This is a genomic window from Pseudomonas sp. Marseille-QA0892, from assembly GCF_054950135.1.
In genome coordinates this window covers 4387480-4411744 of sequence record NZ_CM143104.1, presented here as the reverse complement: position 1 = coordinate 4411744, position 24265 = coordinate 4387480, and the positions used below count along the sequence as shown (strand labels likewise).

The 24265-nt window shown below is 56.1% G+C and carries 15 protein-coding genes and 3 pseudogenes; 6 read left to right on the top strand and 12 right to left on the bottom strand.

The window, feature by feature from the left end; all coding sequences use genetic code 11:
• Positions 1–5: 5 nt before the first annotated feature.
• Complete coding sequence (gene glnK, locus ACY8D3_RS20390; RefSeq protein WP_165664257.1) at positions 6–344, bottom strand: P-II family nitrogen regulator; 339 nt, start codon at positions 342–344, stop codon at positions 6–8.
• 382 nt (positions 345–726) lie between these two features.
• Here glnK and ACY8D3_RS20385 point away from each other — a divergent pair, with 382 nt between their 5' ends.
• The 4 genes and pseudogenes from ACY8D3_RS20385 to ACY8D3_RS20370 all read left to right on the top strand — a co-directional run bounded on the left by ACY8D3_RS20385 (position 727) and on the right by ACY8D3_RS20370 (position 4614).
• Positions 727–999 (top strand): accessory factor UbiK family protein, encoded by a 273-nt coding sequence (locus ACY8D3_RS20385; protein WP_462384471.1) that lies wholly within the window; start codon positions 727–729, stop codon positions 997–999.
• Between the two features lie 363 nt (positions 1000–1362).
• Positions 1363–1509: a hypothetical protein gene (locus ACY8D3_RS20380; RefSeq protein ID WP_462380657.1), complete on the top strand. Its 147-nt coding sequence runs from the start codon at positions 1363–1365 to the stop codon at positions 1507–1509.
• 344 nt (positions 1510–1853) lie between these two features.
• Positions 1854–2699, top strand: a pseudogene (locus ACY8D3_RS20375) (YifB family Mg chelatase-like AAA ATPase); the annotation flags it as partial.
• A 121-nt stretch (positions 2700–2820) separates the two neighbouring features.
• Entirely contained in the window at positions 2821–4614 is a 1794-nt protein-coding gene (locus tag ACY8D3_RS20370; protein WP_462380656.1) for a hypothetical protein, read from the top strand.
• Between the two features lie 515 nt (positions 4615–5129).
• On the opposite strand, the gene ACY8D3_RS20365 is transcribed toward ACY8D3_RS20370, so the two are convergent.
• From ACY8D3_RS20365 to ACY8D3_RS20330, 8 genes are all read right to left on the bottom strand, one after another.
• Positions 5130–6611, bottom strand: a complete 1482-nt coding sequence (locus ACY8D3_RS20365) for a P-loop ATPase, Sll1717 family (protein ID WP_462380655.1) — start codon at positions 6609–6611, stop codon at positions 5130–5132.
• A 760-nt stretch (positions 6612–7371) separates the two neighbouring features.
• Positions 7372–8112 (bottom strand): hypothetical protein, encoded by a 741-nt coding sequence (locus ACY8D3_RS20360; RefSeq protein ID WP_462380654.1) that lies wholly within the window; start codon positions 8110–8112, stop codon positions 7372–7374.
• Positions 8109–11093 (bottom strand): N-6 DNA methylase, encoded by a 2985-nt coding sequence (locus ACY8D3_RS20355; RefSeq protein ID WP_462380653.1) that lies wholly within the window; start codon positions 11091–11093, stop codon positions 8109–8111. Before ACY8D3_RS20355 ends, ACY8D3_RS20360 begins: the two co-directional genes overlap by 4 nt.
• A gap of 833 nt (positions 11094–11926) precedes the next feature.
• Positions 11927–12784, bottom strand: a complete 858-nt coding sequence (locus ACY8D3_RS20350) for a hypothetical protein (RefSeq protein WP_462380652.1) — start codon at positions 12782–12784, stop codon at positions 11927–11929.
• 584 nt (positions 12785–13368) lie between these two features.
• Entirely contained in the window at positions 13369–14364 is a 996-nt protein-coding gene (locus ACY8D3_RS20345; protein WP_462384469.1) for a TniQ family protein, read from the bottom strand.
• Between the two features lie 68 nt (positions 14365–14432).
• A complete protein-coding gene (locus tag ACY8D3_RS20340) occupies positions 14433–15323 on the bottom strand; it encodes a TniB family NTP-binding protein (RefSeq protein ID WP_462380651.1) in 891 nt (296 codons plus the stop codon).
• A complete protein-coding gene (locus ACY8D3_RS20335; protein WP_462380650.1) occupies positions 15320–17254 on the bottom strand; it encodes a transposase in 1935 nt (644 codons plus the stop codon). Before ACY8D3_RS20335 ends, ACY8D3_RS20340 begins: the two co-directional genes overlap by 4 nt.
• Entirely contained in the window at positions 17247–17942 is a 696-nt protein-coding gene (locus ACY8D3_RS20330) for a TnsA endonuclease N-terminal domain-containing protein (RefSeq protein WP_462380649.1), read from the bottom strand. Before ACY8D3_RS20330 ends, ACY8D3_RS20335 begins: the two co-directional genes overlap by 8 nt.
• Positions 17943–18056: 114 nt before the next feature.
• On the opposite strand from ACY8D3_RS20330, the pseudogene ACY8D3_RS20325 reads away from it, so the two are divergent.
• Positions 18057–18707: pseudogene (locus ACY8D3_RS20325) on the top strand (ATP-binding protein); the annotation flags it as partial.
• 114 nt (positions 18708–18821) lie between these two features.
• Here ACY8D3_RS20325 and ACY8D3_RS20320 read toward each other — a convergent pair.
• Both ACY8D3_RS20320 and ACY8D3_RS20315 read right to left on the bottom strand, forming a co-directional pair.
• Positions 18822–19544, bottom strand: a complete 723-nt coding sequence (locus ACY8D3_RS20320; RefSeq protein ID WP_462384467.1) for a methyl-accepting chemotaxis protein — start codon at positions 19542–19544, stop codon at positions 18822–18824.
• A 183-nt stretch (positions 19545–19727) separates the two neighbouring features.
• Positions 19728–20717 (bottom strand): annotated as a pseudogene (locus ACY8D3_RS20315) (Cache 3/Cache 2 fusion domain-containing protein); the annotation flags it as partial.
• A 339-nt stretch (positions 20718–21056) separates the two neighbouring features.
• On the opposite strand from ACY8D3_RS20315, the gene ACY8D3_RS20310 reads away from it, so the two are divergent.
• Complete coding sequence (locus ACY8D3_RS20310; protein WP_462380647.1) at positions 21057–22385, top strand: NAD(P)/FAD-dependent oxidoreductase; 1329 nt, start codon at positions 21057–21059, stop codon at positions 22383–22385.
• Between the two features lie 14 nt (positions 22386–22399).
• Here the strand turns inward: ACY8D3_RS20310 and ACY8D3_RS20305 are convergent, their stop codons facing one another.
• On the bottom strand, positions 22400–24073 hold the full coding sequence (locus ACY8D3_RS20305; protein WP_462380646.1) for a putative bifunctional diguanylate cyclase/phosphodiesterase: 1674 nt from the start codon (positions 24071–24073) through the stop codon (positions 22400–22402).
• Between the last annotated feature and the right edge of the window lie 192 nt (positions 24074–24265).

The following is a 24265-nucleotide window of genomic DNA, read 5'->3' as shown; positions in this document are numbered from 1 at the left end:
AAAGCTTAGATCGCGTCTGTGCCGGTTTCGCCGGTACGGATACGGATAGCCTGTTCCAGACTGACTACGAAAATTTTGCCGTCACCGATCTTGCCGGTGTTGGCGGCCTTGGTGATCGCCTCGATAACGCGATCAAGCTGGTCGTCAGCAATTGCGACGTCGATCTTGACCTTCGGAAGGAAGTCGACAACGTACTCTGCGCCACGATAGAGCTCGGTGTGCCCTTTCTGACGGCCGAAACCCTTGACCTCGGTAACGGTGATGCCTTGAACACCGATCTCGGACAAGGATTCGCGGACATCGTCGAGCTTGAATGGCTTGATGATGGCAGTGACTAATTTCATAACGATCTCCCGTGAAGGTGGACTCGCCCAGGACACGAACCCGGATCAAGTCTAAGCGCAGTGTCTGGCTTTGTAACGCTCGAGCCCCAAGGCATCGAAGAACCAGCTGCCACAGCGAAGCGCCCCCGCTTCGCGGAACGCCAGCGGCGCTGGCGTCCTTCTGACCTCTCCTAAGCAGAATCCTTGCCATATATTCTGAAACCAACGCGCGCGCCTCGTCGCGTGGATAGCGATCAGGATTCCCAATCAATCAAGCGGTGCGGGCGCACCATTAGCGATCACATCCATTGAGATGGGAGCACCAGATCGGTGCAGTCATGTCGCCAGATCGGCTATAGCGAGCGTGCTACCATGCCGACAAACCTGAATGACGGAACTGCTCATGCTGCCTCCCAAGTCTTTGTTCGAAACGGTCAATGCCCAGGTATCGCGCCTACTGACCGAGGCCCCTTCCCTGCCGCGTGGAGAAGTGGAATCCCAGCTCAAGATGCTGCTGCAGAGCGCGTTCAGTCGTCTCGATCTGGTCAGCCGTGAGGAATTCGATACCCAGATGGTCGTTCTGGAGCGCACTCGCACACGGCTGGAAGCGCTTGAGCGCAAACTGGAGGCGCTGGAGGCACAGACCGCTAAGGCACCTGAAGTGCCCCGCAGCTGATATCAGACTCGAGAAAAGGCGCCAGCTGACTGCGCTTGGCCGGCGCCCCACCGCCAGATCCGGTGCATGACAGGCATAGGTGGGCCGAGCTCGTTAGGCCCGCGCATTGCCTAGCGGCAAGCATTCCCCTTATTGCCGGACGTCCAAAGTACCGCGACACGTGAGTTTGCACGCTGCCGCCACCCAGGCCAGGCGTAGCGGGAGCGCGCCCGTGCGCGTGCAAAAGCGGGAATAGCATGGCCGAAGCTCAGCGTTTAGCGGCTGCTCCCGTTTAACGTTGCGGATAATCTGGCTGTCGCTGGCTCGTCCGTCGCCTCGCCCGAAGCCGCGAGAAGACAGCTTACAGGCCGCGGCGCCAGCGGCATGCCGCGTTACATCCTGCCCTGCACCCAGCAGGATCTTCAGGTCGTTCATAAAGATATCCACCGCACTGCTGACCTTCGGCTCAACCTGAACATGCATGGCCCTCAAAGCTTGCTCATCGAACTCGAAACGGCTGAACGACCATGACGTTTAACTAGACGACCGCTCACCCTCCCCTGCCGGCATGAATAGCCATGGCCTATTCGTGCGCTGCTTCAGCGATGCCAAACGCAGCATGTCCTGGCCGCGTGGATGCCTTTACTACGACAAGCCTGCAGCAGGGCATTGCGCAGGGTGCGCGTGAGGCTTTGAGGTTCGGAGGTGTGGAACCATGGGCCACGGAGCTGCACCCGAATACGCGTTCTGGAACCTGTTCGAGCGCACATTGATGCGCCGGAGCGCAAACTCCTGGCACTGGAAGCCCAAGCCGTAAAGGCACCCGAGCCGCCCCGCGACCGAGACTGCGGGGCGCGTGATCAAGGAGCGATCTCATGTCTCTCGCTGTTATCCACAGCCGTGCTCAGGTCGGCGTCGAAGCGCCGTCCGTAACGGTCGAGGCTCATCTCGCGAATGGGCTACCCTCCCTGACCCTCGTCGGGTTGCCTGAAACGGCCGTGAAGGAAAGCAAGGATCGCGTACGAAGCGCGATCCAGAGCTCCGGCTTCGAATTCCCCAGCCGTCGCATAACCTTGAATCTGGCGCCAGCGGACCTGCCCAAGGACGGCGGTCGGTTCGACATCGCCATCGCGCTGGGGCTGCTGGCAGCCAGCGGCCAGATCCCTTCTGAAGCCCTGCAATCAATCGAATGTCTTGGCGAACTTGCGCTCTCAGGGGCAATCAGGCCGGTACAGGGTGTACTGCCTGCTGCGCTGGCTGCGCGTGATGCGGGCCGCGCTCTGATCGTGCCACAGGAAAACGCCGAGGAAGCCTGTCTCGCCAGCGGGCTTCAAGTGTACGCAGCAGGCCACTTGCTGGAGCTAGCCGCGCATTTCAATGGCCATACGCCCATCGCGCCTTATGAGGCCAACGGCCTGCTTCGGCAATCGCCACCCTACCCGGACCTTGCCGACGTCCAGGGCCAACTGGCGGCCAAGCGCGCGCTGCTCGTTGCAGCAGCCGGCCGGCATAATCTCCTGCTGAGCGGGCCGCCGGGGACCGGCAAGACGTTGCTCGCGAGCCGCCTGCCGGGTCTATTACCGCCCCTGGATGAACGTGAAGCCATGGAAGTAGCGGCCATTCAGTCGGTGGCTAGCCATGTTCCTCTGAAGGCGTGGCCACAGCGCCCCTTTCGCCATCCTCACCACAGCGCGTCGGGCCCGGCGCTGGTGGGCGGCGGCTGTGACTTACGGGAATTAATGCGACACAGCGAAATAATCTGCGACAAGCACGAAAAAGACTCAGAATCAGCGCCACGATCAGGCAGCCATCGTGGCGTTGCTGTTTTGAGGATGAAGAACGATGCCCATCAGGCTCGAGCAACCGATTAAGCCATTGAGTCGGGTTATCCGACTCGAAAGCGACCTAGGAATAAGCGACCACGCGATGATCGCGTGGTGGTATTGCGGCATCTACAAAAATCCGGTTGCTAACTCTCAGCCCCATGCCCTCGTCGCGTTCAGAGAAATAGGGCCTGAGGGCCTAGGGGACGAGATCATTCCTCGCCGCATCCCTATTACTGAACTTGGCCAAGTTCGCATCGGCAGTATCTGGAAAGATCAGAAATGCCAGTCCGAAGCTATCTTCGAAGTCGATAAGTTCGACGTGATGATCAGCAGAAACACTTGGCGAGTGGTCTCGTTCAATGAGGCCCTGCTACAAGGCAATGCGCCGCCATACCCTTCTGAAATTCATCCTTTGCAATATGAAAGAGACAAGAACTGGATGATCGAATTTGATCTTCAGTCAGGAGGGAAATTACTGATTCCATGCATCGAATTCTTCACCCGATGCTATGGCCGGTCAGCAGAGTTAAAACGCGTACTAGCTACCTATCCTTGGTGCGAACCAACAGACATCCATAACAGCAGACTTTACGCACCACTTGGTGAGCCAGAAGAACCTGGGCAATGGAAGGTGAAACTACGCAGCCGAATGGTCAATGGCGATATCGTTTTTCTTGCTCACGCTAAGTACGACCCCTATACACGATCCGCAGCGAAAAGCATCTATGCACAGATAGAAGCAGAGCATGATCCTAGGGGTAGATTGCCCGCGTTCATTAAAGTGGCCCCGTGGTTCCAAGGGCATGCAGAGTTAAAGGTCTCCGGTATCCGCTTCAACAACGGCAAATCTTTCCTCGCTCTGCAAGTAAATGGATGCTCCAACCCTCAGGGGGCACTGATCGTTAGAGATCGAGAAAACTCCAACCGTGTAAACGAAGGTGCCGACCCAGGCGCTCGCGAGGCATGGGCAGGCACTCCTGAGCGGCAGCTAATCAAATCCCCGGAAATTGTTGACCTCACTAGCGATGAAGAGCCGGACCATAGCGCCGCCTCTATCGAGATTGAAGACGATGATTTTGAAGAGCTTGGCGAGAAGCGTTTGATTATCGACCGCCGCCGCGAAAAAGCGGAAAGCAAGGCAGGAGCTAAACAGCAGGGAACCTGTGCCGACAAATACTCTGGTGGAGAGCCGTCCGGGGATGGAAAAGGTGTCGGCTATGCGTCAATTCACGCCAAGCCAGTGCTTGAGTCGCAAGGAACCTTACGAGACGTCTGGAACGCCATGTTGTTCCTGCAAAAAAAGCATCCAGATAAAATTGAAAAGGTTCAGTGGTTTACATGGGAGGGCGGGTTCAAAAACGATCCAGAGCCCCAGCTTATTGGGCTGACCGAATTCGATAAAGAAGAAGAGGTCAGCACCACTATTCGTAACTGGCTTTACTCTGACACCGTCAGCAGAAAAGTCCGCGGAATCCTAGTGGCCCGCTTAATATTTCGAGATAAATGGGTATGTATTTTGGAAATTCAGCGGCGACCGAGAATGAAGAAAGATGCGAGTGGCGCGCCCAAGGAATCCGAGGAGAACTTCAAAGGATTGGTTTGTATTCCTCCCAATATGGATGAGTTCAAGAAATGGCTAACAGCTACCCTAGAATCAATTCGTTATTTGAAAGGGATTGTGCAGCCTCTCGAAGGTAAGCAAATTGAAAACTGCATGTCATTCTCCCACTCGCGAACCAAAAGTGAAGAAGTCGCAGGCGAAGCCGCCGTGCGTAACGCACTGGGAAAAGTGAATGTTCCCTTATCTTAACCCCGAGCTCGGGCTGCTCCCGGATCGCCAGCCATCCGCCCCCCCCGACGCTTACTCGCATCCCCACCACTGATTCGTGTACACCGCCAATTTGATTGATCAACCGTTGAAACAGCACGGACCATCAAGGCCATAGAGCCGATCTTGTGATTCACAGCAGAGCAAGACGAGATCGTGCCGTTCGCTCGTGCTGGTGCCTCCTCTCATGGACGACCGCTACCGGCCGATTCTGTTGAAAAAGTCGGATTCTGAAAGAGCTGTTGTTCGGGAGCTCAAAAATCGCTCGACTTTGGCGTTGCTACGTAAAAACCAAGACAGTTCCGTCTTCTGAGCGAACCAGATTTCAACACCGCTAACGCTTTTTCATGGGCAAAAACCGCGACGATACTTTTTCAACAGAATCGGCCACAAGCGGACAGTGGGTCCAATAAAAACTGCACCCTTTCTGTCGCTGAAAATTAATTGAGAAGCTCCTCTCATCCTCCCCCGCCTCGAGGGAGGGTGGCTCAAAAAAACTATCGTCGACTCGACTTTGTATCATTGACGAACGCATGGAAGGCCGGATGTATTTCCCACTGTGCCTTTTGCATCTCGTTCCAATTTTCTTCGCTTACGAAATCTGGAAAATCCGAGAACGACAAGTGGTCATAGCGTGCGCCATTCTGCACCCTAGGATTTATGAAATTTGCCATATGCAATATGGCAAGCAATTTCATCGCACTTCCTTTGTCATTCGCCTTCATTCTAATTCCGTCAATCTCAATACTTTGAGCTGATGGCGACCTCTTTAGTAAATCAACAATCTCTTCAAAATCAAATAATGTTTTTCGAGAAACAAACCTCATTAACCCTTCAATTTGAGGACAGATTTGCTGATATTCAGCAGATATATTTCCCACTAAATCCTTTGAATACTCCAAGACGATTTTGTGCGCATGAGAGTCGCCAATTTTTTCGGACTTTTCTCGTCGCGCTTCTTCAATGAGAGACTGAACTAGCTGGACCATATCCCTAGGTTTGTCCCGAGAATTTTTTGCAATCCACTGATCCCATGTCCTTCTCTCCTCCTGGACGCCAGGTAATACTAGCCACCGATCAGCGAAGAACATATCCATCTCGATAGTTTTTGCTCCTGCTGCTTGGCTCGCCAGCTCGACTCGACGAATAAACATGCTTCGTAGCTCGTCCTCATTAAAGGAGAGAACCACTGTATTCTTCTTGATCTTATCAAGCCGCTCTGAGCCCAATCGCTTTACTTTAGTCATCACATGCCAAATGTCAGAGCGGACGGAGATCATGCATCGCACCCCGTCAAAATCGTTAGCCAAATCCATTGCCGCACTTATAATCGCCCAGCACGCCGAATAGTCGTACTTACCGCCGTCATCCACGGCGGCAAGATCGATATCATCGATCAGAAGCCAGAGCTTGTTCTTATTTCGCGCTAGCACTGACTGCACATCACTTTTAAGAATACCCACCGACTTATTTAGACGCTGGATCCCCCTTGCAGCCTCAGCAATATCTTTTCCTTTGGGTGTAACAGCTGTTAAGAAATTAGCAACCCTGGAAATCAGATCAGGACGCGTAAGCCCCTGTTCAACACTCAGCGCCTGCAAATTAACAACAGCATCTGAGATGGCAACATCCTTACTCAAGGATCCAACATGGCTTGCGGCGGCGAGTAATAACTGTCTATATGAACAGCTTATTCGGTCCGCGATCGCATCTTTATCGAATATATCCTTGCAATCCAGATCGCGTGGCGTCAACAGCATCGAAATCTGGTCATGCTCCAGTATCGACTCATTCAGTACCGACAGTAAGATTGTTTTCCCCACTCCTTTCGGGGCAATCAAAACCTTGTATCTGGATCGGCGGAAGCTTAGAAGATCATCAATTGCACCCGGCTCGACGAAAATATCATTCCGGATATCGGCCTCGGCTTCCGCCTCTCCACCGAAGAAAAAAGTATCAAGATGATCAAGGTTGGCCATGCGCAATGAATCCTACGGTACTCGTGGTTTTAGATGTGAGCGTTGCGAGGAACTGGTGTAGGGGTCGAAAATTGATTTTACTCCGCAACCGCCGGCGGCACGAAGCCTTTGTGTTGGTGCAATCTGATCCAGCTGTAGCTATGAGATAGCACGCCACCAACGGCAAAAAGGACAGATTTATTTATTGGGATCACTGTCCGCTTCTGGCAGTTAGCTGCCTGCCACCAGCGCCTGTCTCGGCCAAGAGCGGGCGCTGTTTGGTGTCGATTTTGAGTGCGAGGCAGTGTCGATGCCAATACTCACTCATGCAAGATCGTGCCGCTCTCCAAGGCAATGCACCCGCATTTTCACCTCACCCAGCCTCGTCCACGGCAAAGCAGTGAGCAGCAAGCGATGTTCCGTATACCTGACCGCCGGTGTGCAGTGAGGTTGACGGCATAGCCCTTCACCATTAGGCTTGGCAGCAAGAGTAACCCCCCACGCCTCGGGCGAGATTTTTCTCGCACTGCGCACCAGGGGGTTAGTTTTTTCTGCTCTCCCAGCACATCCTCCAGTGCTCGTGCTGCTCGAAATTCTCAAGCGTTCACCAATCCCTATTCAACGTCGCGAACCCTGAGCGGTCGAATGCGTCCTGCTGTAAACGCCCTGCAGGTCAGTAGGTAGAACGTTCGCTCGGTAGGCTATTTCGGCTTCTCACCATAGCTTCTGAGTCGGCTCGGCCTGAAGTTAGAGTTTTAGTTGATCTAGATTTTTTAGTCTGTCATGGGGTACTGGGTGTGAACAGGTCCCACATATGCCAAATACGGATGTCTCCAGGAGACCCACCTCCGACATATTGCCAAGATCGCTTATGTGAACTAGCTGCTGTGATTGGCGCATACACGGCTCGCATGTCTAAGTGCTTTCCAGCGATTGCTACGCTGGATAAAGCAGCTTCTTTATCAAGTTGTTCTTCGAGGCATGAAATTGAACGGTGTTTAGGCTTCTGGTATGCGAGCATCATCCCCGCCTGCATCGTCCACCCATAGTGGCCCTCAATGAAGCGAGACAATCCCTTGGTCGTGTAAAGATCAATAGGCTTAGACATACACACGACCTTGCTTTCGATGAAGATCCCCACAAGTCGGCGGGTGAATGAAAGCGGGCTATTGGCTAGGCGAATTACCAAATCGGGTTGCTTATTAAGCTGCTTACCATTGTAGTTGGAAATATTTTCGCCGCGGGAAACTGTCTGGAACGTCTCGCTAGTGAAGCCTGGGACAGCAGGATGCACCATGTCCAACATCTGAAGAAGCATGTTGCAAATTGCATCGGTATATACGTCTTCTTCCGGGGCCCCTGGAGTAACACTTACGAGGTGTGTGGCTGGGTCGGCGCTGATCTCATTCCATGCGTATTTGATCGCACGCGCAACAACCCGAACAATGTTCGGTGGAAGTGGTACCGGATAGCCTGACTGGTTGCTTATGTGCGGCAATGGATTTCCAACGAGAGCAGTCATTGGAACCCTCTACTGAGTACTGGATGGCCACGTTTTATGAGGTCTAGCGCGAGTGTTCGAGCAGACGTACATGTCCAATACCTGCGCTGATTCAATATGCCGACGTAAAGAGAGTCCTTATAAGTTATTTCGACGAGAGATGCATCTAAGAGGTCGCCGAGCCCAATTGTTGCCATCATGTATTTATCGCTAGGTACGCCATCATTTAACTCAGGCCCTAATCGGAGAAAGTGCCAAGGGGAAAGAGAGCTTTGCGAGAAACTCTGCACCGTCAACGGCGTATCGCTCATATCAAAGGGCGTCAATGCAGACATTAGTGTCTCTTGAAAGGCCTTGACGGTTTTAACGTCAGCGGTCTTCATTGCATTGGTGCGAACCGCCTTATAAGGTAGCGCAAATGCAAGTCGATCGCTGATCAGATTTCGATCAGCAACACGAAGACGATAGAGTTTCTGGATAAAATCTTCGCTTAACTCTTCAAGTCCCCGGCCGCCAGTTAAGACTACCGAATATATATTTATAAGCTGGCGTTTTAAATCTAATGATAAATCGCTAATTGGGCAGACTGGAAAAATCTCTGCTTCGGCTTTCTGTAGAGTGCTTCTTTCACAACCTATCTTGCTGCTAGTCATCAAGGTAAAGTACAAGAATAGTTTGCTATTGAATATCACACTCAGATATGTTGCCAGCAATTCAGGTTCAGGCGCTTCTTTGCAGCTATATCCGATAAACGATCGGCTGTAAGCGACGTCCTCAAATGCAAGTATTGCCATAGGGCAGTTTGCTTTTGAGCTTGGCGACTCTCTGAGTAGTACCAGAGGGGCTTCGTAGTTTTTACGTTCTCGGGTGCGATGCACCCTGTTGAAGGTTAGGCTTTCAAAATCCTTTACAGGGGCTACACGCCATGTGGCTTCCTGCGGCTTCGGCATGTTGTACATGCCTCGAAGAAAGTCAGCGTCGACGCCATCAGAGTCCGCCTGCTGGGTTTGATAGCCATGAGTGGCGGGGATCCGAAGCTCTTGCAGATAGCTGTCCAGGCGTTTGAAATTGAGCTCACCAATGCGCTCCAGCAGTTCGACATCCAGTGCGTTGCCCTTGGCGAGCGCTTTAAACAGGTAGCTGGTTTTCTCTACCATTGCGACATCTGATGTCCACGCATCCTTGCTATCGATGCGAACACGCCCTTCGCGGTTGAGGCTCCGATCCTCAACAGGAGTGACGGCGAAGAATTCGCTTTGTTTAGTTGCTCGTCTGTTATGTGCAATCAGTAGGCAGAAGTGGGCGGTCATGCTGGGCCACACTGGCGTGTTACGCAGCTCCATGCCATTCAAGATGTAGTTCACCTCCACTCCTTGAAAGAGTCGAGTGCGTGCGGCATGCCCAATGGGGGAAATCTTGGTGAGCAATCGGCCATGTAGTGCGAAGGCCAGAACTGCATCAGGTTTCGCGAAGCGAGTCGCTGCCCAAACGAATGGTAGATCGGGCACTCCGTCCGGGTTCGCAACAGGTTCCAGTCCGTGGTGGCTCATGTGTTCTGCAACAAGGTTACTCAACGCTTGTCGGCGCTCAGGGTTTTTAGTCGCAGTCCAAGGCGGATTCCCGATGACCAGATCGAACTGTTCGTTATATTGCGTAATCGCCGCCGGGGAGAGACTGCCAAGCTCGACGGGCTGCTGCTCATCCCACTGCTCTGCGGGAATCAGTACTGTGTCCTGCAGGGGGGTGAACACAAGATCCTTCAGTTTTGGGGCGTCCGAATCGAGCTCTAGCGCAGTCAGATAGAGTGCCAGTGCGGTCAACTGCCGGGCTGCAGGGTTAATATCGAACCCTACTAACTGAGTGTTGAGAATATCTCGGATAACTCTGGTGGTCGGCTTAATACCTGTGGCTTGCCATCGAGCCTTGACTAGGCGTCGGAATGCGGCCAGCAAGAAAACTCCGCCGCCGGAAGCGGGATCCAAAATGCGTGCTCTATGTGCTTTTGCCCCAAGCAGCTGAAACGAGTGATCTACTAGATATTCGGCCAGGTGCCTGGGTGTGTAGTAGACACTGTTCCCTTTCGCAGATCGCTTGTCGAAACGATGGGCGAATACCTCATAGACCTGGCTAAGAAGTCCAACTGGCAGGTAGGAGAAGTGAAGGTCGCCCCACGAAAACTGAGTTTGGTAAACGCCTTCACCCAGAGGGCGGTCTCCGCGCATGATTGCGGTAAGGTCGCTTAATGCCGTCGCTTCCGAGTTCGCATTGAGGTTTTGGAAATATCCGGTAGACCCCTTGTCAGGGAGCTCTAACAGGTCTCCATTAAAGGTTGTGTCCAGCCAGTGACAAGTCGCTGCGGCGGCAGTTGGAGTACTGAAGCACTCTTGGATGTTCGTCACGCCCGGGAACGGGTTGGTCGAAGGCACAATCTCTCGATCGCCCAAAAAACGCATGAAAAGTGCGCGACCAACCAAGGCCAGGGCCTCGGCCGGATTGACACGCCTGTTGCGAACAAGATGGTCGGTGACCGCATTGAGTAGCGCGAGCATGAGCTCATGCGCCCCGCAGTTGATCTCTCGTGTCGCTCTAAGCGGAACGGCACCTACGATCAGGCGGGCGAGAATGCCAGGTTCCAGCTGATCGGCTTCTAATACGGGAGCTCGGTCATCTCGAATGTTTGCGAGGGCATAGACTTGGACAGCCCCTGGCCTGACGACCGCTACATAGGGTGCATCAGCGCGAAGCCCCAGGAGCCGCATACTGCTCTGTAGCTTAGCCTCGGAAATGCCCCGAGTATCTTTGTAATCAAGGACGTAGATGAAGGGTTGGCCTTCATGCAGTACCACTGCGTCGGGAACGAGCTGATTTTGCTCGCCGGCTCGAACCAAGCCAACAAAGTCTAAATGCTGGGGGGACAGAGCAGTCGGCCGGAGTTCAAGTACGCTGTCCTCGGGCACACTCAGGGCAGCTGCAACGCCTTTGGCGGTGAGAGTTGCATCCACGAATGCTTAGCTCCAGTTTTGAAGTCAATCCTAACCTATTGAATCTAAGAACGACAGGTTTATTTTATTGGTATATTATCCACGCCTTGAGGATAATATACCAACTGATAATGTAGTGAGTTATTGGATCAAAATGAGCAGAGGCCCTAGGGATGAAGCATACCGGCGTGCATTTGGTGAGCGTCTCCGTAGGCTCATTGAGGTGGAGGTCAAGGCCTCGTTGTCGGAGGTTGCTAAAGCGCTCGGCTATCAAGATGGTTCAACATTGCGCTCTGCTATGGCTGGGCGTTGCGGGCTCGACTTGGATCGGTTGGCATCGTTGGCAAGCTGGTCAAGGTCCCGTGGGAAACCCGTGAATCTCCATTGGCTTCTGGTAGGTGAAGGGCGGCCTATTCTCATGGGGAGGTCATCAGGGCAGGAAAAAGGAAGTTGGCTCACATCCGAGCTTCACGAAGCGTTGTTAGTGATTGCGGATGCGGTACCGAATTTGCCCCTTAAAGACTCCAGCAAGTGATAACCGAGCGCAGAGGTTGCGGAATTGGAGGGGCTAGACAGGTGCGATCTCTGTGGTCTTTAGCTTAGTCACAGCTCACATTGGCCCGCCGGCAGCTCTTCTTTCCTGTAAGAGCCAGGCAATACATCCCACCGCGCGAGCCAGTGCAGAAAGTGCCTGTACCACACAGATGATCGCCGGTGTCGCCCAGCATCTGCTGTGGGTACGCAAGGAGTTGGTGCCCGTCAAATCGCCCCCAAATTTCGTAGACAGTAATCAAGGTCGGATCGGGGTCAAAGGCGGCCTGCTTCTAGCGGCCGCTTTTGAACGGAATGAGGGGCTATTCAGTAGCGGCTATAGACTCAGGGGTTGGCAGCCAGTACTCCTGCCCCCTAATGGAAATACGATAGCCATCGGCATCAATAGAAATTGCGTCACTTAGTACCTTTCCGCTCGGTACTTTTGAAAGCCCGTGGAAATACATCAGCCCGATGCCGACCCATTTGCGCCGAAAGCTATCACCGTCGCCACCACCCCGCGCCAAAGCCAGCAGTTTGGCCTCCAGACTTTGTCGACGGCGTGCCGCAGCGTGCTGCTCATCTACAACAGGCAAAAGGCCCAACGCATAGTGCTTGTTGAGATAGCAGATGAAGCCGATTAAAGCCGCTAGCTGGCCAGGAGTTTCGCGCAGCAGGCGATCTACGGAGGCTTGATTCGGCAATGTATTCCCAGAGCCATCCGCAACGAGCAACAAACTCACCGCCGGGCGAAGCGCTAGCCGCATCGAGCGACTTGTTGATTTCCCCGCATCGACTTTTGCCTGCAGTAGGTCTCGATACGCTGTAAGCGCCAACGCACCAACAGTCCCAGCTGGCATAGTGCCGAGCAGCCTGCGGATGCGCCTGTTTTCGGAGTCTGCTTCACGCGCTACTGCGTTTACCTCCATGCATTGGGCTTCGGTAAACCACATCATGGGCAACCGGACATGCCGTAAACCTTCCGCACCGAAGTGAGCTAGCAAGACGGAGTAAATAGGAACATCACGCCAACGCTGCTCGATCTCGATGAAAAATGGCAAGTATCGATGAATCCGCAGCGCCGCACGCTGCCAACCAATTCGCTCTTGTAGCCATGCAGCATATTCAGCGAACAAGGCTGCAAATTGCGGCGTAGCAAATGCAGCTTGATCAAGCTGCACACGTTTACTGTGCAGGCCACGCCAGTAACAGGATTCACACCTGATCCCCCGCCCTGCTGGCATATGCTCTCCGCAGTCTCGGCAGCTCACTGTTCCAACAGACATACATAGGCTGCACAGTAAGCGACCGTCTCGGCTCTCAGCTAAAATTCGATGTCGTCGACAGCTCTGGCAGGTAGCGAAGTCACGTCGTGCACATACAGGGCATACCTGCACATCCAGCCCCAAGCGCGAGACTCGGGATAGCCTATTGGATGGTTTTCCGCACTCGCCACAAGGCTTGGGATCGACGAAGTGTGGGCGGCACGCATTACACACAGGACCATAGCGCGTCATCACCCCAACACTCCGTCCGCTTGTGCCACAGCGTACACAGGGTCTAGCGCTTTCACATTTACGGCATATCGATCCGTCTCCGGGTGGCAATCGAGCAAATCTTCCACAGCTCGAACACAAACGCCGCGTGAACAAACGCGCATAGCAGGTTGCACAAAAGCGCTCACCGTTATGTTTCCGATGCGCCTTCGCCATCGAACGGCCACAGCCGCTGCAGTAAAGCGCGGAAGCCGCATCAGCGGCATGCATTACCACCTTGCCTTTCTCTTGAGGCGCGCCACCATCCGCTCAACAGCGACGCGAGAGCGCGGACGACACTGCTTCTCTGATGGCTTTCTAGAGCATATTGAGGTGCCCTGCGGAAGAGCAGAAACCAATACATTGAGACAAGGCGGCGCGTGACCACCAACAGAAAGTAACGCGTTGCGGGTAATGCCCGAAGATAAGGCGGCATCCACCAATGCATCTAGCTCCACATTGAGAACTTGGTATGCAGGGGCTAACAAAGCCATACGTTCATATGTTGGTAGCAGCTCTAAAGAGAGCCCAGTTACCGGAGACCAAGTGCTGGCTTGCCCCATACCGACTCGCTCAAACATTTGGCTAAAACACTGATGCCCTGCACGACCCGCAGCTCGAAGCAAAGCGACTAGAAAGCGTGCCAACCTAAACCACTCTGCCGTCAGAACAACAGTGTCTCCATAGCGCGCTTCACCATGCTCCACGGCTTGATCTGCACACAGCTGAAAGCGCGCTGCCTGCAAGTCATAGAGGGGTGATATTTGAGTGCGAAAGTCAGCTCCACACGTAGCACACAGCGCAAGGTTTGGGTTCGCGAGCGTCAATCGATGCGGCTCAGGAGTGCGACCACACACGCCACAGCGATCCATCAGCATGCAGCCGTGCTTTAGGCAACTGGTATGCCATGCCAGCCGCCAGCATCGACGATAGTACGGCCAGGTATCTGCTGCTAAACACTCTGGGCAGAACTGCAGCCCGCCATGCCTACGACGGTTGCGGCAACCCGCAGCAAGTATCCATGGCCAGACGGCTTCGCCTGGCCCTGCGCCACATGCAACTTTTGATGCGATTGGCGCTAAGGTGAGCTCGAAGAAATCGCTCTCTGAAAGACCGGCGCAATCATGTGGACGCCCAATTGTCCCCCGATCTAGATCAGTCGCCCAAACGCGGCGCTGGGGCCAAAAGCAGGAGGTGAGCGCTAGCGGATCGCAGCCTTGCTTCATGGCCACGCGGACCAGCCAGGACGACAACAGCTCATCTGGTAAACGGGAGATGAATTGCATCACCGGGGCTACGCGATGAACTCTCGGATACCGCTGGTTGGACGCATCCAAGCCTTCGCCTCGATCACCTGTCTGTCGATGCATTCATGCCCGTTCTGGATCGCATCGGAAGCACATGCAACAAGCAAACGATGCAGGTTGCCGATATTGCCATCGCATATTGAATGCAAGGTCAACGCAAGCTCTGGCTGATGGAGACGTGAAGGTTGGCGTAAGGGCAGAACACGCTCAAAGCTAGCCAGCAACGCTTGGAACTCCTTATCCAGCGTCCAAGTTGAAAGGCTAAAGACGTCAAATCTACTCGCGTGTTGCGGATCGGTATGCAGTACACGTACTGCCTCACGTGTACCAACGCCGACAATGGGGATTGCAAGTTCATTGCACAGCAGCTTGATGGCATTCATGACCTCGCGCTGCTTGATCGGGGACCCAGTCAACAAGGAGTGGAACTCATCAATCACTAACATGCGCACATGGCAGGCACGGAACAGATGGATAACCTGGTAGCGCAGCTTGGCGCACGGGTCAGTAGCTCGATAAGGCGTAAAGAACTGCTCCAGGATGGAAATGTACAACCCTTTCTCGTCAGCACTCGGCGGTGCCTCGGCAAGGATTACAGGCTTGACCGGGTCCGACTCCTCATTCACATAACCCTTTCCGCAAAGATCGACAAAGCGGCGCACGATAGTGGTCTTGCCGTTGTTCGGCTCGCCCACGATCAGAAGATTAGGCATGCGCGGTCGTTGAGGCTTGTGCAAAAGGCCCTGAAGGGTCTCGAGCATCTGCTGCGCTTTTGCATAGCCAATCCAGCGTGGCATATCCAGAAAGGCAATCCGCTCCTTGTCCGACAAGGACATCACATGACGAAAATCTGGATGTATATGCTCATACTTGGTCATGCGATATCTCCGAATGGATCTATGTCATCCAATAAGCCGGAAATGGCAGGGTTCGTCGGTGCTGGTGTAGAAGCTGGCGGCCGAGGAAGCACACCAGCCAATGGTGCTCCCGGAGACACCTTGTTCGCGTGATCTTTACGGCGCTGAGCCTGTTTTCGGGCAAGCTTCGTCTTTTCTCGAGCCTCATCAACCTTGGTACGCAGCTCCGTAACTGCACGTAAGATCTGATGGTGATCTACACCAGCACGTCCCTCTTGTTTGAGCTTTTCTTTGGCTTGGCGGTACTCCCAAACACTCATGGCTGGCAGTGCCTGATTGGCGAATGGGATCTTGAAGTACTGCTTAATATCCGGATCGAAAAACCACAGCGTACTAATGTCGCGCGGGTCTCGCCGGAAGGTGAATTCACGCTTCGCACCGGTCTCCTTTTCGATCGCATTTATCCAAGGGCGCAGCGCTTCGGCGTAATAGCTCATACCATCGATTGTCACACCAAAGGTCTGCACGGTACGCCTGAAAGCGGGTAGGAAATCCAGCAAGATGCTGTGGCCACCGACAGGCCGTGGGGGGATGCCAACACCCGGTGCTTCTGCGCTCCCGAAGATCCCAATCTCCCACTTGCGGGATGGTGACATCATTAGGGTCGAATGTAGGCGTTGGTGGTAAACCTTGCAGATGAGAGTTACCAACCACTCCTCGAACTCAGACTTGGTCAGTACCGCATGCTTCTCGGCATCGTACCCGTCACGCTCCTTAATCGATGAGAACGTGGTTCCCGGTAAGCCATGAATTTCGCGCAACAACGTGCCGAGCATTCGCTCAATGTGTCCGCCATAACGCGGTTGCTTAACAGGTCTGAACTCCAAATTGATACCGTACATGAGGCACGACTGCTGAAAATTGTTCGAGCGAAAATCCGCACCGTTGTCGACATGAATTGTTTTCGGTACACCCCAGACTGGCCACTGCGCATCTACTTTGTGCAGCGCGAGCCAGTCTTCCTTCGGTAGTACCGAATGGGCGACACACATAGCTACCGAGGTTTCTGATGGTGGATCGAAGGAGAGGTAATAACCCGTCACCATGCGGCTGTGAACATCCATCGCCAAGGTGATCCATGGGCGACCAATAGGCTTACGGTAGACATCGTCTACAAGGATGATGTCGGCGGGTGTGTGGTCTATTTGCACGACGGCAAGAGGATAGTCGGCATTAGGAAAGCTACCTGCTGCGGGAAGAAAACGATTCTTCGCTTTTTCCTTATATCCACGCCCACGCAGACGGTCCCGCTCACTGAGGTTTGCGATTCGCGCACGGATGGCGGACTCACCAGGAGCATTGATACCCCGATCCGAGCAGCGTCGCTGAATCTCTACAATGGTTTTCTGTACGCTGGGCCGTTGGCTGGTTAGATAGAAATCGGACAAGACCGCGCCGATGACTTCTTCGGCCTGGGCAGAAATGCGCCCCTTCCCCTGCTGCCATCCCCGCTTACGGGGAATGAGTGCAGAGATAACCTCATAGGCCCGGTACCGCTTCATCCAGCGGTACAAGGTCCCGGCGTCAACGCCCACCTCCTCTGCCCGCCGTGTAACCGCCTCGCGCCCTCCGCTGAAACTACCTAATAGTGGCTTGATTGCGGCAAACCTCTTCTCGGCAATCCTCCAGTCCTCATCCGCGATCTCGGCCAGATCCACATTGTGCGTTGACGACTGCACTCCAGCTTCTACAGGCCGTAGCTCGCCTAACCGCAAAGCCATGCTGCGCCCAGTTTCGACATCAAGACCAATCGCTGACTCAAAATCTAGATGCTGGACGATCTTATAGATGGCGCTGCCATGCTGCACAAAAGCGCCAATCTCTAGGCTGACACGCTGGCGGCATGGCTCAAACGCAGGATTTAGGTGCGCTTCATCGTCGATGTCATGCATAGCTAGACACCCACAACTCTGTCTGATCGCTAAGTGGACGGCTCATATCACACTCGATTTTCCGGCTCGCAAGGAGGTGCCAAATATGCGCAACACCATTTACGCGGTATGCGCCCATGAAGTGTCTAGATAGCAGGTAGTGAAAAGGCGTAGCGCCCATCTTCTGTAGGTTGTCGATGATCCAACGTGACTCTTCCACCGCAAACTCCATCCGCTGGTATCGCTCCAGAAAACGGATGTTCTGTAGTGTCTGATCGCGGATACGCGACTCGTCATAGATCCGAAACTGCCAACCCTGCACATGCGCGAACTGGCGCGCAGCCTTCCACTTACCTGCCCAGGCCCTCCAGTTGGCGCGCCATGCCTTGGCTGGTTTGACCTCAACCAGTAATGGTCGTGGGTAATCCTCATAGGAGCGATTGCCAAGCCGGTAATGAACCAAAAAGTCCGGCGTGTAGACGCTAGAACGTCCCTGTGGGTCGATAAATGGGATGCTGACCGGTTGAGCAGTCACAGCAAGCACATCCGACATGAATTCGGCTCGGATCAGGAAGTCCCTCTCCAGCGTCGATTCGAATGGGATAGACGCCTCCCGACGAAAAACGTAGATGCCGGAGACGCTTCGTCGTGTCGGACCAATGCGCCGTGTTTGCCGGACAACTATCTGATCGCAGCTATTGTCATCCATCTCATATCCAGTCGCAGTAAATAGGAGAAAACCGTCGCATTTAATTTCACAAATCCCTACGCCAACCGGCGGTGTATGCACCCCACAGTCGCATTTATTTGAGAATCTTACAGCGGCAGCCGGCCTCGCCCCGGCGAGATCACCTTGGCGCACCAGGGGGTGCTATTCCTTGACGAGCTGCCCGAGTTCGATCGCCGCGTGCTCGAGGTTCTTCGCGAGCCCCTTGAAAGCGGCGAGATCGTCATCGCCCGCGCGCGGGACAAGGTCCGGTTCCCTGCGCAATTCCAACTGGTCGCCGCGATGAATCCCTGCCCCTGCGGCTACCTCGGGGACAGCTCCAACCGCTGCCGCTGCACGCCAGATCAAATCCAGCGTTACCGCGGCAAACTGTCCGGACCGTTACTGGACCGGATTGACCTGCACCTGACCGTAGCGCGTGAAGGCACCATGCTGAAACGCCCGAACGAGAGCGGGATGACCACCGCCGAGGCGGCGGCCATCGTGGCGGAAGCACAGCATCGTCAGATGCAGCGCCAGGGCTGCGCCAACGCCTCCCTGAGCCCCGCGAGCCTGCACCAGCATTGCGCGCTGGAGGAGGACGACCGTCTCTGGCTGGAAAATGCCTGTGAGCGCCTCGGGCTTTCACTGCGCTCTGCACATCGGATCATCAAGGTGGCTCGTACCTTGGCGGATCTTGAAGGTGCCTCCGACATCGGCCGCCAGCATCTTGCCGAAGCGCTGCAGTATCGAGGCGTCGCGGGCTAACGGACGCCCTCGGTCAAGCCGAGCAACGAACGCTCGCGTTCTAGCCCACGCGGCTTTTCTCTGGCAAAAAAAGAGCGGCAACGCCGCTCTTTTCAATCGATCGATGCGCTTCAATCAACGGAAGCGCTCAACCTCGTTCCGCAGATTCGCAGCGAGTGTTTCCAACTCGTTTGCCGTGCGATCCAGTTCGACGAAACGCCCACGCTGTTGACGATTACTGGCGTCTACGCCCTGCAGGTTGCCACTGAGTACCGTCGCGGTAGTGCTTTGCTCGTTGGCCGCCTGGGTGATGGCGCTGAATTGCTCACCAGCCTCCTGCGTCTGCTGGGTAATGTGCGAAAGTGCCTCGGCTACGCGCGCGTTGAGGTGCAAGCCCTCTTCCATCATCTGATTGCCACGGCGCATCGTGTCGATCGCGGTACCGGTCTCGCTCTGAATGCTGCCGATCATTTCCGAGATTTCCGTTGTCGCCTCGCGGGTACGGGCAGCGAGGCTACGGACTTCGTCCGCTACCACAGCGAAGCCACGCCCCTGCTCGCCCGCCCGGGCGGCTTCAATTGCGGCGTTCAGTGCCAGCAGGTTGGTTTGCTCGGCAATTGACGTGATCACCCCCACGATGCCGCCAATTTCCTGCGAACGCTGGCCCAGCGTGCCGAGCATTTCGTTGGTGGCTGCCAGCGATGCAGCGATTTCCTGCAAAGCACTCGATGCTTCGCCCATCGCCGCATGACCGCCCTGCGCCTGCTCGGCGTTCTGGCTGGCCAGATGCTGCGTGGTGCGCATGTTCTCGGCGATGTTCTGCGATGTAGCGCTGAACTCCTCCACGGCGCCAGCCATGCTAGTGAGCTCACTGGCCTGCTGCTCGATACCCGCAAGGGCGTCACCTGAGAGCTCCGCCAGTTCTCGAGAGCGGTTGCCCACCTGGGTGGATGCTTCACGAATGCGCGCGACCATGCTCATCAGCGCTTCGCCCATCTGGTTGAAGCTTGTGGCGAGTTCACCGATTTCGTCATTGCTGTCGATAGACGAGCGCGCGTGCAGGTTACCGTCGCCCAGTGCCTGCGCCTGCACGACAAGCATGCCGAGCGGCCGCAGACGACGGCGCAGGTACCAGCCAACAGCACCCACGGCCACCAGCATGGCAAGCAGATTGCCGGCCACCAGCTGCCAGCCCACGGAGTGGGTAAGCTCATCGACCTCACTCATCGGCAGGCTAACGACGACAGTCCAGGGACCATCCTCGAAAGTGGCCGAGGCGGCGACGAACTCAGCATTGCCTACCTGATAATCGAAGCCTTCAGGGCGCTGCTTGGCGAGCGCTAGCAGAGATTCGCTGGCGGATGCGTCCAGCGTCACGCCTGCCGGTGGGATCAGCCAGTTGCCCGCTTCGTCGCGCAGCGCGATGGTGCCGCCATCGCCGATACGAAACGCGCCGAGCTTGGCAAACTGCTGGGCCTGCGTATCGGTGTAGTCGAAGCCCACATACAGCACGGCGATCACACGGCCGTCGGCCCCGCGGACCGGGGTGTACTGGGTCATGAAGTTGCGCCCGAACAGTACGGCGCGGCCAATGTAAGGCTCGCCGTTGAGCAACCGGCTGTAGGCCGGATGGGCGCGATCCAGCGTCGTACCGATAGCGCGTGTACCGTCTTGCTTCATGACAGAGGTCGTTACACGGACAAAGTCGTCACCACTCCGTACGAACACGGTCGCAGTGCCGCCGGTAAGGGCACGAAATTCATCCACCAGCGTAAAGTCATTGTTCAGCAGCGTGTCGCCGCCCAGATATAAAGCTGGCGCCCGGGCCCCGCCCACAGGCACGACTTCGTCGCTGGCGATCCGCAGCCCTGCGGTAAAGCGGCCTTCGAAGAGCGTCTTCAGCTTCTGGGTGCTCTGTCGAAGCTCGCCGTGGAATATGGAGAGCTGCTGGACGATCAACCGAGCCTCACTGCCGAGGTGTTCCTCACGGGTATCGCGCGAGGCCTTACCCAGTGAATGCAGCGCGAACATCGTGCTGGCGCTGATCAGAAGCAGTAAAACCAGTGCGAGAGCTAGCGCTATCTGTAGTGAAATACGTGAACGCGTCATGGCGGTCCTTTAGGTAGAAATTCGGCATCCAGTGCCGGCACGAAGGTGGGCCTCTCTGAACGGGCCGTCGGTGAGAGTATCGGCGCGACCTTGCAACAGCATTAAGGGCTGCCGCCCAACGGTTGTTTGAATCGCCCAAGAGGCATTGTGCCATTACCCTGGCCTGAACGCCTCGTTGCCTGGCGGCTGCCGCACTTCTTGCGTGATGCGATGCACGTTTCCATACTGTGTGACTGACTTTTATTTATTCGGTATCGGCGGATGTCTCACGGAGCCTACCCTCTCTACTCCGAACTCTCGTGCGACGCTCCGCTTCCAGATGAGGTCGATGTCGTCATTGCCGGCGCTGGCATCATGGGTTGCGCAACGGCGTTCTACTTGTGCGAGCGCGGGCTGTCCGTACTGGTATGCGACAAGGCAGGCGTTGCGAGCCAGCAGTCCACGCGGGCCTGGGGTTTCGTCCGCCAGCAGGCGCGAGATCCAGCCGAAGTGCCGTTGATGATGGCGTCCATGAAGCTCTGGGAGAATTTGGAAACCACGCTGCAGATCCCGCTTGAATGGCGACAGGGCGGCTGCACCTACCTGGCCCATAATGAGACGGAGCTTCAGGAGTACCGGGACTGGCTCAACGTGGCGCAAGCCCACGGACTGGATACTCGTTTGCTGAGCCCCGCCGAAGTCGCGCAACGCCTTCCTGGACTAAAGGATACCGGCCATGGAGCCATGTTCACGCCAACCGATGGACAGGCTGAACCGCGCCGTGTCGCGCCCGCCTTCGCCCTGCGGGCCAAGGAGCGCGGCGCGATCTTCGCTGAAGGGTGCGGCGTCACGGCGATCGAGCGCGCAGCCGGCTCGGTGTGCGGCGTTCAGACCGAGCGCGGTTATGTTCGTACTCGCCGCGTCCTTGTTTCCGCCGGCGCCACGACCTGGCGCCTGCTCCACACGCTGGGGCTGGAATTGCCGCAACAGGCCGTACGCTGTACCGTCTCGCGCACCAGCCCGGGTCCGCACATCGGCGCAGACAGTTTCATCGGTCATGGCGTGGGGCTTCGTCAGCGAGCGGACGGCAGCTTTAACATTGCTGACGAAGCCCAGGCCGATATCGACCTCAGTCTCGGCTATCTGAGAGCTGCCAAATGGTATCTGCCTTTATTACCGGAGCATCATGCCAGCTTCCGCTTCCGCCTCAACGGCGCCTGGGTCCATGACATCCGCCAGCGCTTTGCTGGCCATCACCCAGCGATAGGCGAGCGTGACCCGCACGCCGCCCCGGAAGCCAGCCGGGTGGCACGCTCAGAGCAATCGCTTCGGCGTGCATTTCCCTGTCTTGCCGGTGTTCGGGTCGTTGAAAGCTGGGCCGGATACATCGATGTGCTGCCAGACGGCATACCCGTGCTTGATGCCCCCAGCGATTTGAATGGCTTGCTCGTCGCGACGGGCTTCTGCGGACATGGCTTTGCAATGGGACCGATCGTGGGCCAGCAAATGGCTCAGTGGGCTGATGAGGGCAAGACGGACATCGATCTGTCGGCTTTTCGCTTCAGCCGCTTCCCGGACGGCAGCGCCGGCCGACCATACTCTTTGTTCTGAGCTGCTGCCCGCGCCTACTTGCCGCCGGAATCGCCCTGGCTGAGCGGGCTGCGCCGCGCACCGAAGACCAGGAAGCGCACCAGTTCGGTCAACGGAAGCGGCCTGCTGATGAGGTAGCCCTGCGCCTGATCGCAACCGAACTGACGCAACAGCGCCAGTTCATCGTGCGTCTCAACACCCTCGGCCACCACGTTCAGGTCAAGATTTTGTGCCAGATGGATCATCGCTCGGACCAATCGCCGATTGTCGGCGTTGGCAGCCATGCCGCTGACGAAACTGCGGTCGATCTTGAGCAAGGCGATAGGTAGCGCGCTGAGGTGCACGAACGAGGAATAGCCGGTACCGAAGTCGTCCAGCGAGAAACGTACGCCAAGCCCGCGAAGCGTGCGCATGGTGTTGATGACGTTTTCGGTCCGGCGCATCACGGACGTTTCGGTCAGTTCGAATTCCAGGCAGCCAGGATCGATGCCCCGCTCCTCGATGAGTCGGCCGAGCGTGGGCAACAGCTTGCTGTCCTGGAATTGGCGGAACGACAGATTGACGGCCATGTGCAGCGGTGCAATGCCGCGTTCGCGCAGCCAGGCCATGTCGCGCAGCGCGCGGTCAATGACCCAGTAACCCAGCGGAATGATCAGCCCGGTGTCTTCGGCCAACGGTATGAATTCACCTGGGCTGAGCAACCCGCGCTCGGCGTGGCGCCATCGAACAAGCGCTTCGAGCCCCATGACCTGCCCCGTCTTGAGGCAAAGCCGGGGCTGATAGTGCAATTCCAGTTCGTCGCGACGGAGTGCACGGCGCAATTCGGATTCGAGGTCCGCCAGGTTGCGCTCGCTGCGGTTGAGCCATTCGTCATAGACGTGGAAGGTACAGCCAGACTGCGTTTTTGCCCGTCGCATCGCAATGTGGGCATGCCACATCAGCGGATCAGCTTCGACCGTAGGTTCCGCCCTCGCAAGGCCCAGACTGCAGCCCAGCAGCAGGCTTTCCCCATCGACGCGGAACGGCTCCGAGAGCGCATCGACGATCTGTGTCGCCAGTTGCCCTGCCCTGGCCGGATCATCATGGGTGTCCAGTAGAATGGCGAATTCATCGCTACCAAGCCGGGCCAGCAGATCATCCGGTGCCAGCAGGTCCTTGAGGCGGGACGCGACCTGGTTGATCAGGTGATCACCGCGCTGATAGCCCAGCGCGTCGTTGACGTGGCGGAAGTTGTCCAGGTCCAGATGGCCGAGCACCAGGCCTTCACCGTGAGACTCTGCCAGCCGCGCCTTTAGCAGTGCAAGAAAGCCATGTCGGTTCGCAATGCCGGTGAGCGGGTCCTGCAAGGCCAACCCTTCCAGCAGCCGTTGCTGATGCCTGCGCTCATCCACGTAGCGCAGGCATCGGTGTAGCCCGTGGGACTCGAGCCCTTCCGGTATCAACCAGTCGCGGCCATCAGCCACTGGCTGTTCGGGCTCGCGATCGAGCAGGTAGATCACTGGAATACCAGGGTCGACGCTATTGGGTAGCAGCTGCGGAGGCGCGAGCAGGCAATGCGCACCGCGTTGGCCGGCCAGCGCCTCGGCCTGGGACCAGTCGCGCGCTTCGACCAGTTGAAATCGCCCTGTTTCGGGCAGCAGCAGCCGCAGGCGCCCCGCCCATTCGGGTGTATCGCACAGCAAGATCAGACGCGTCGGCTTTGCGGGCACACGACTCCCCTTTCGACCACCCACACAAGGCACATGATGGCCTCGGTACGCCTCTTTGGGCCGGCAAGTCTCGTCGCAAAGCGAGGGATACTTCCGTTTTTTCCAGACCCCGTCGGGGCCTTACCGAGACCGGCTTCCTACCACTGGATCGCGCAAGCCTAACCTATTCCAACAAATAACCAAGGCCGGCAC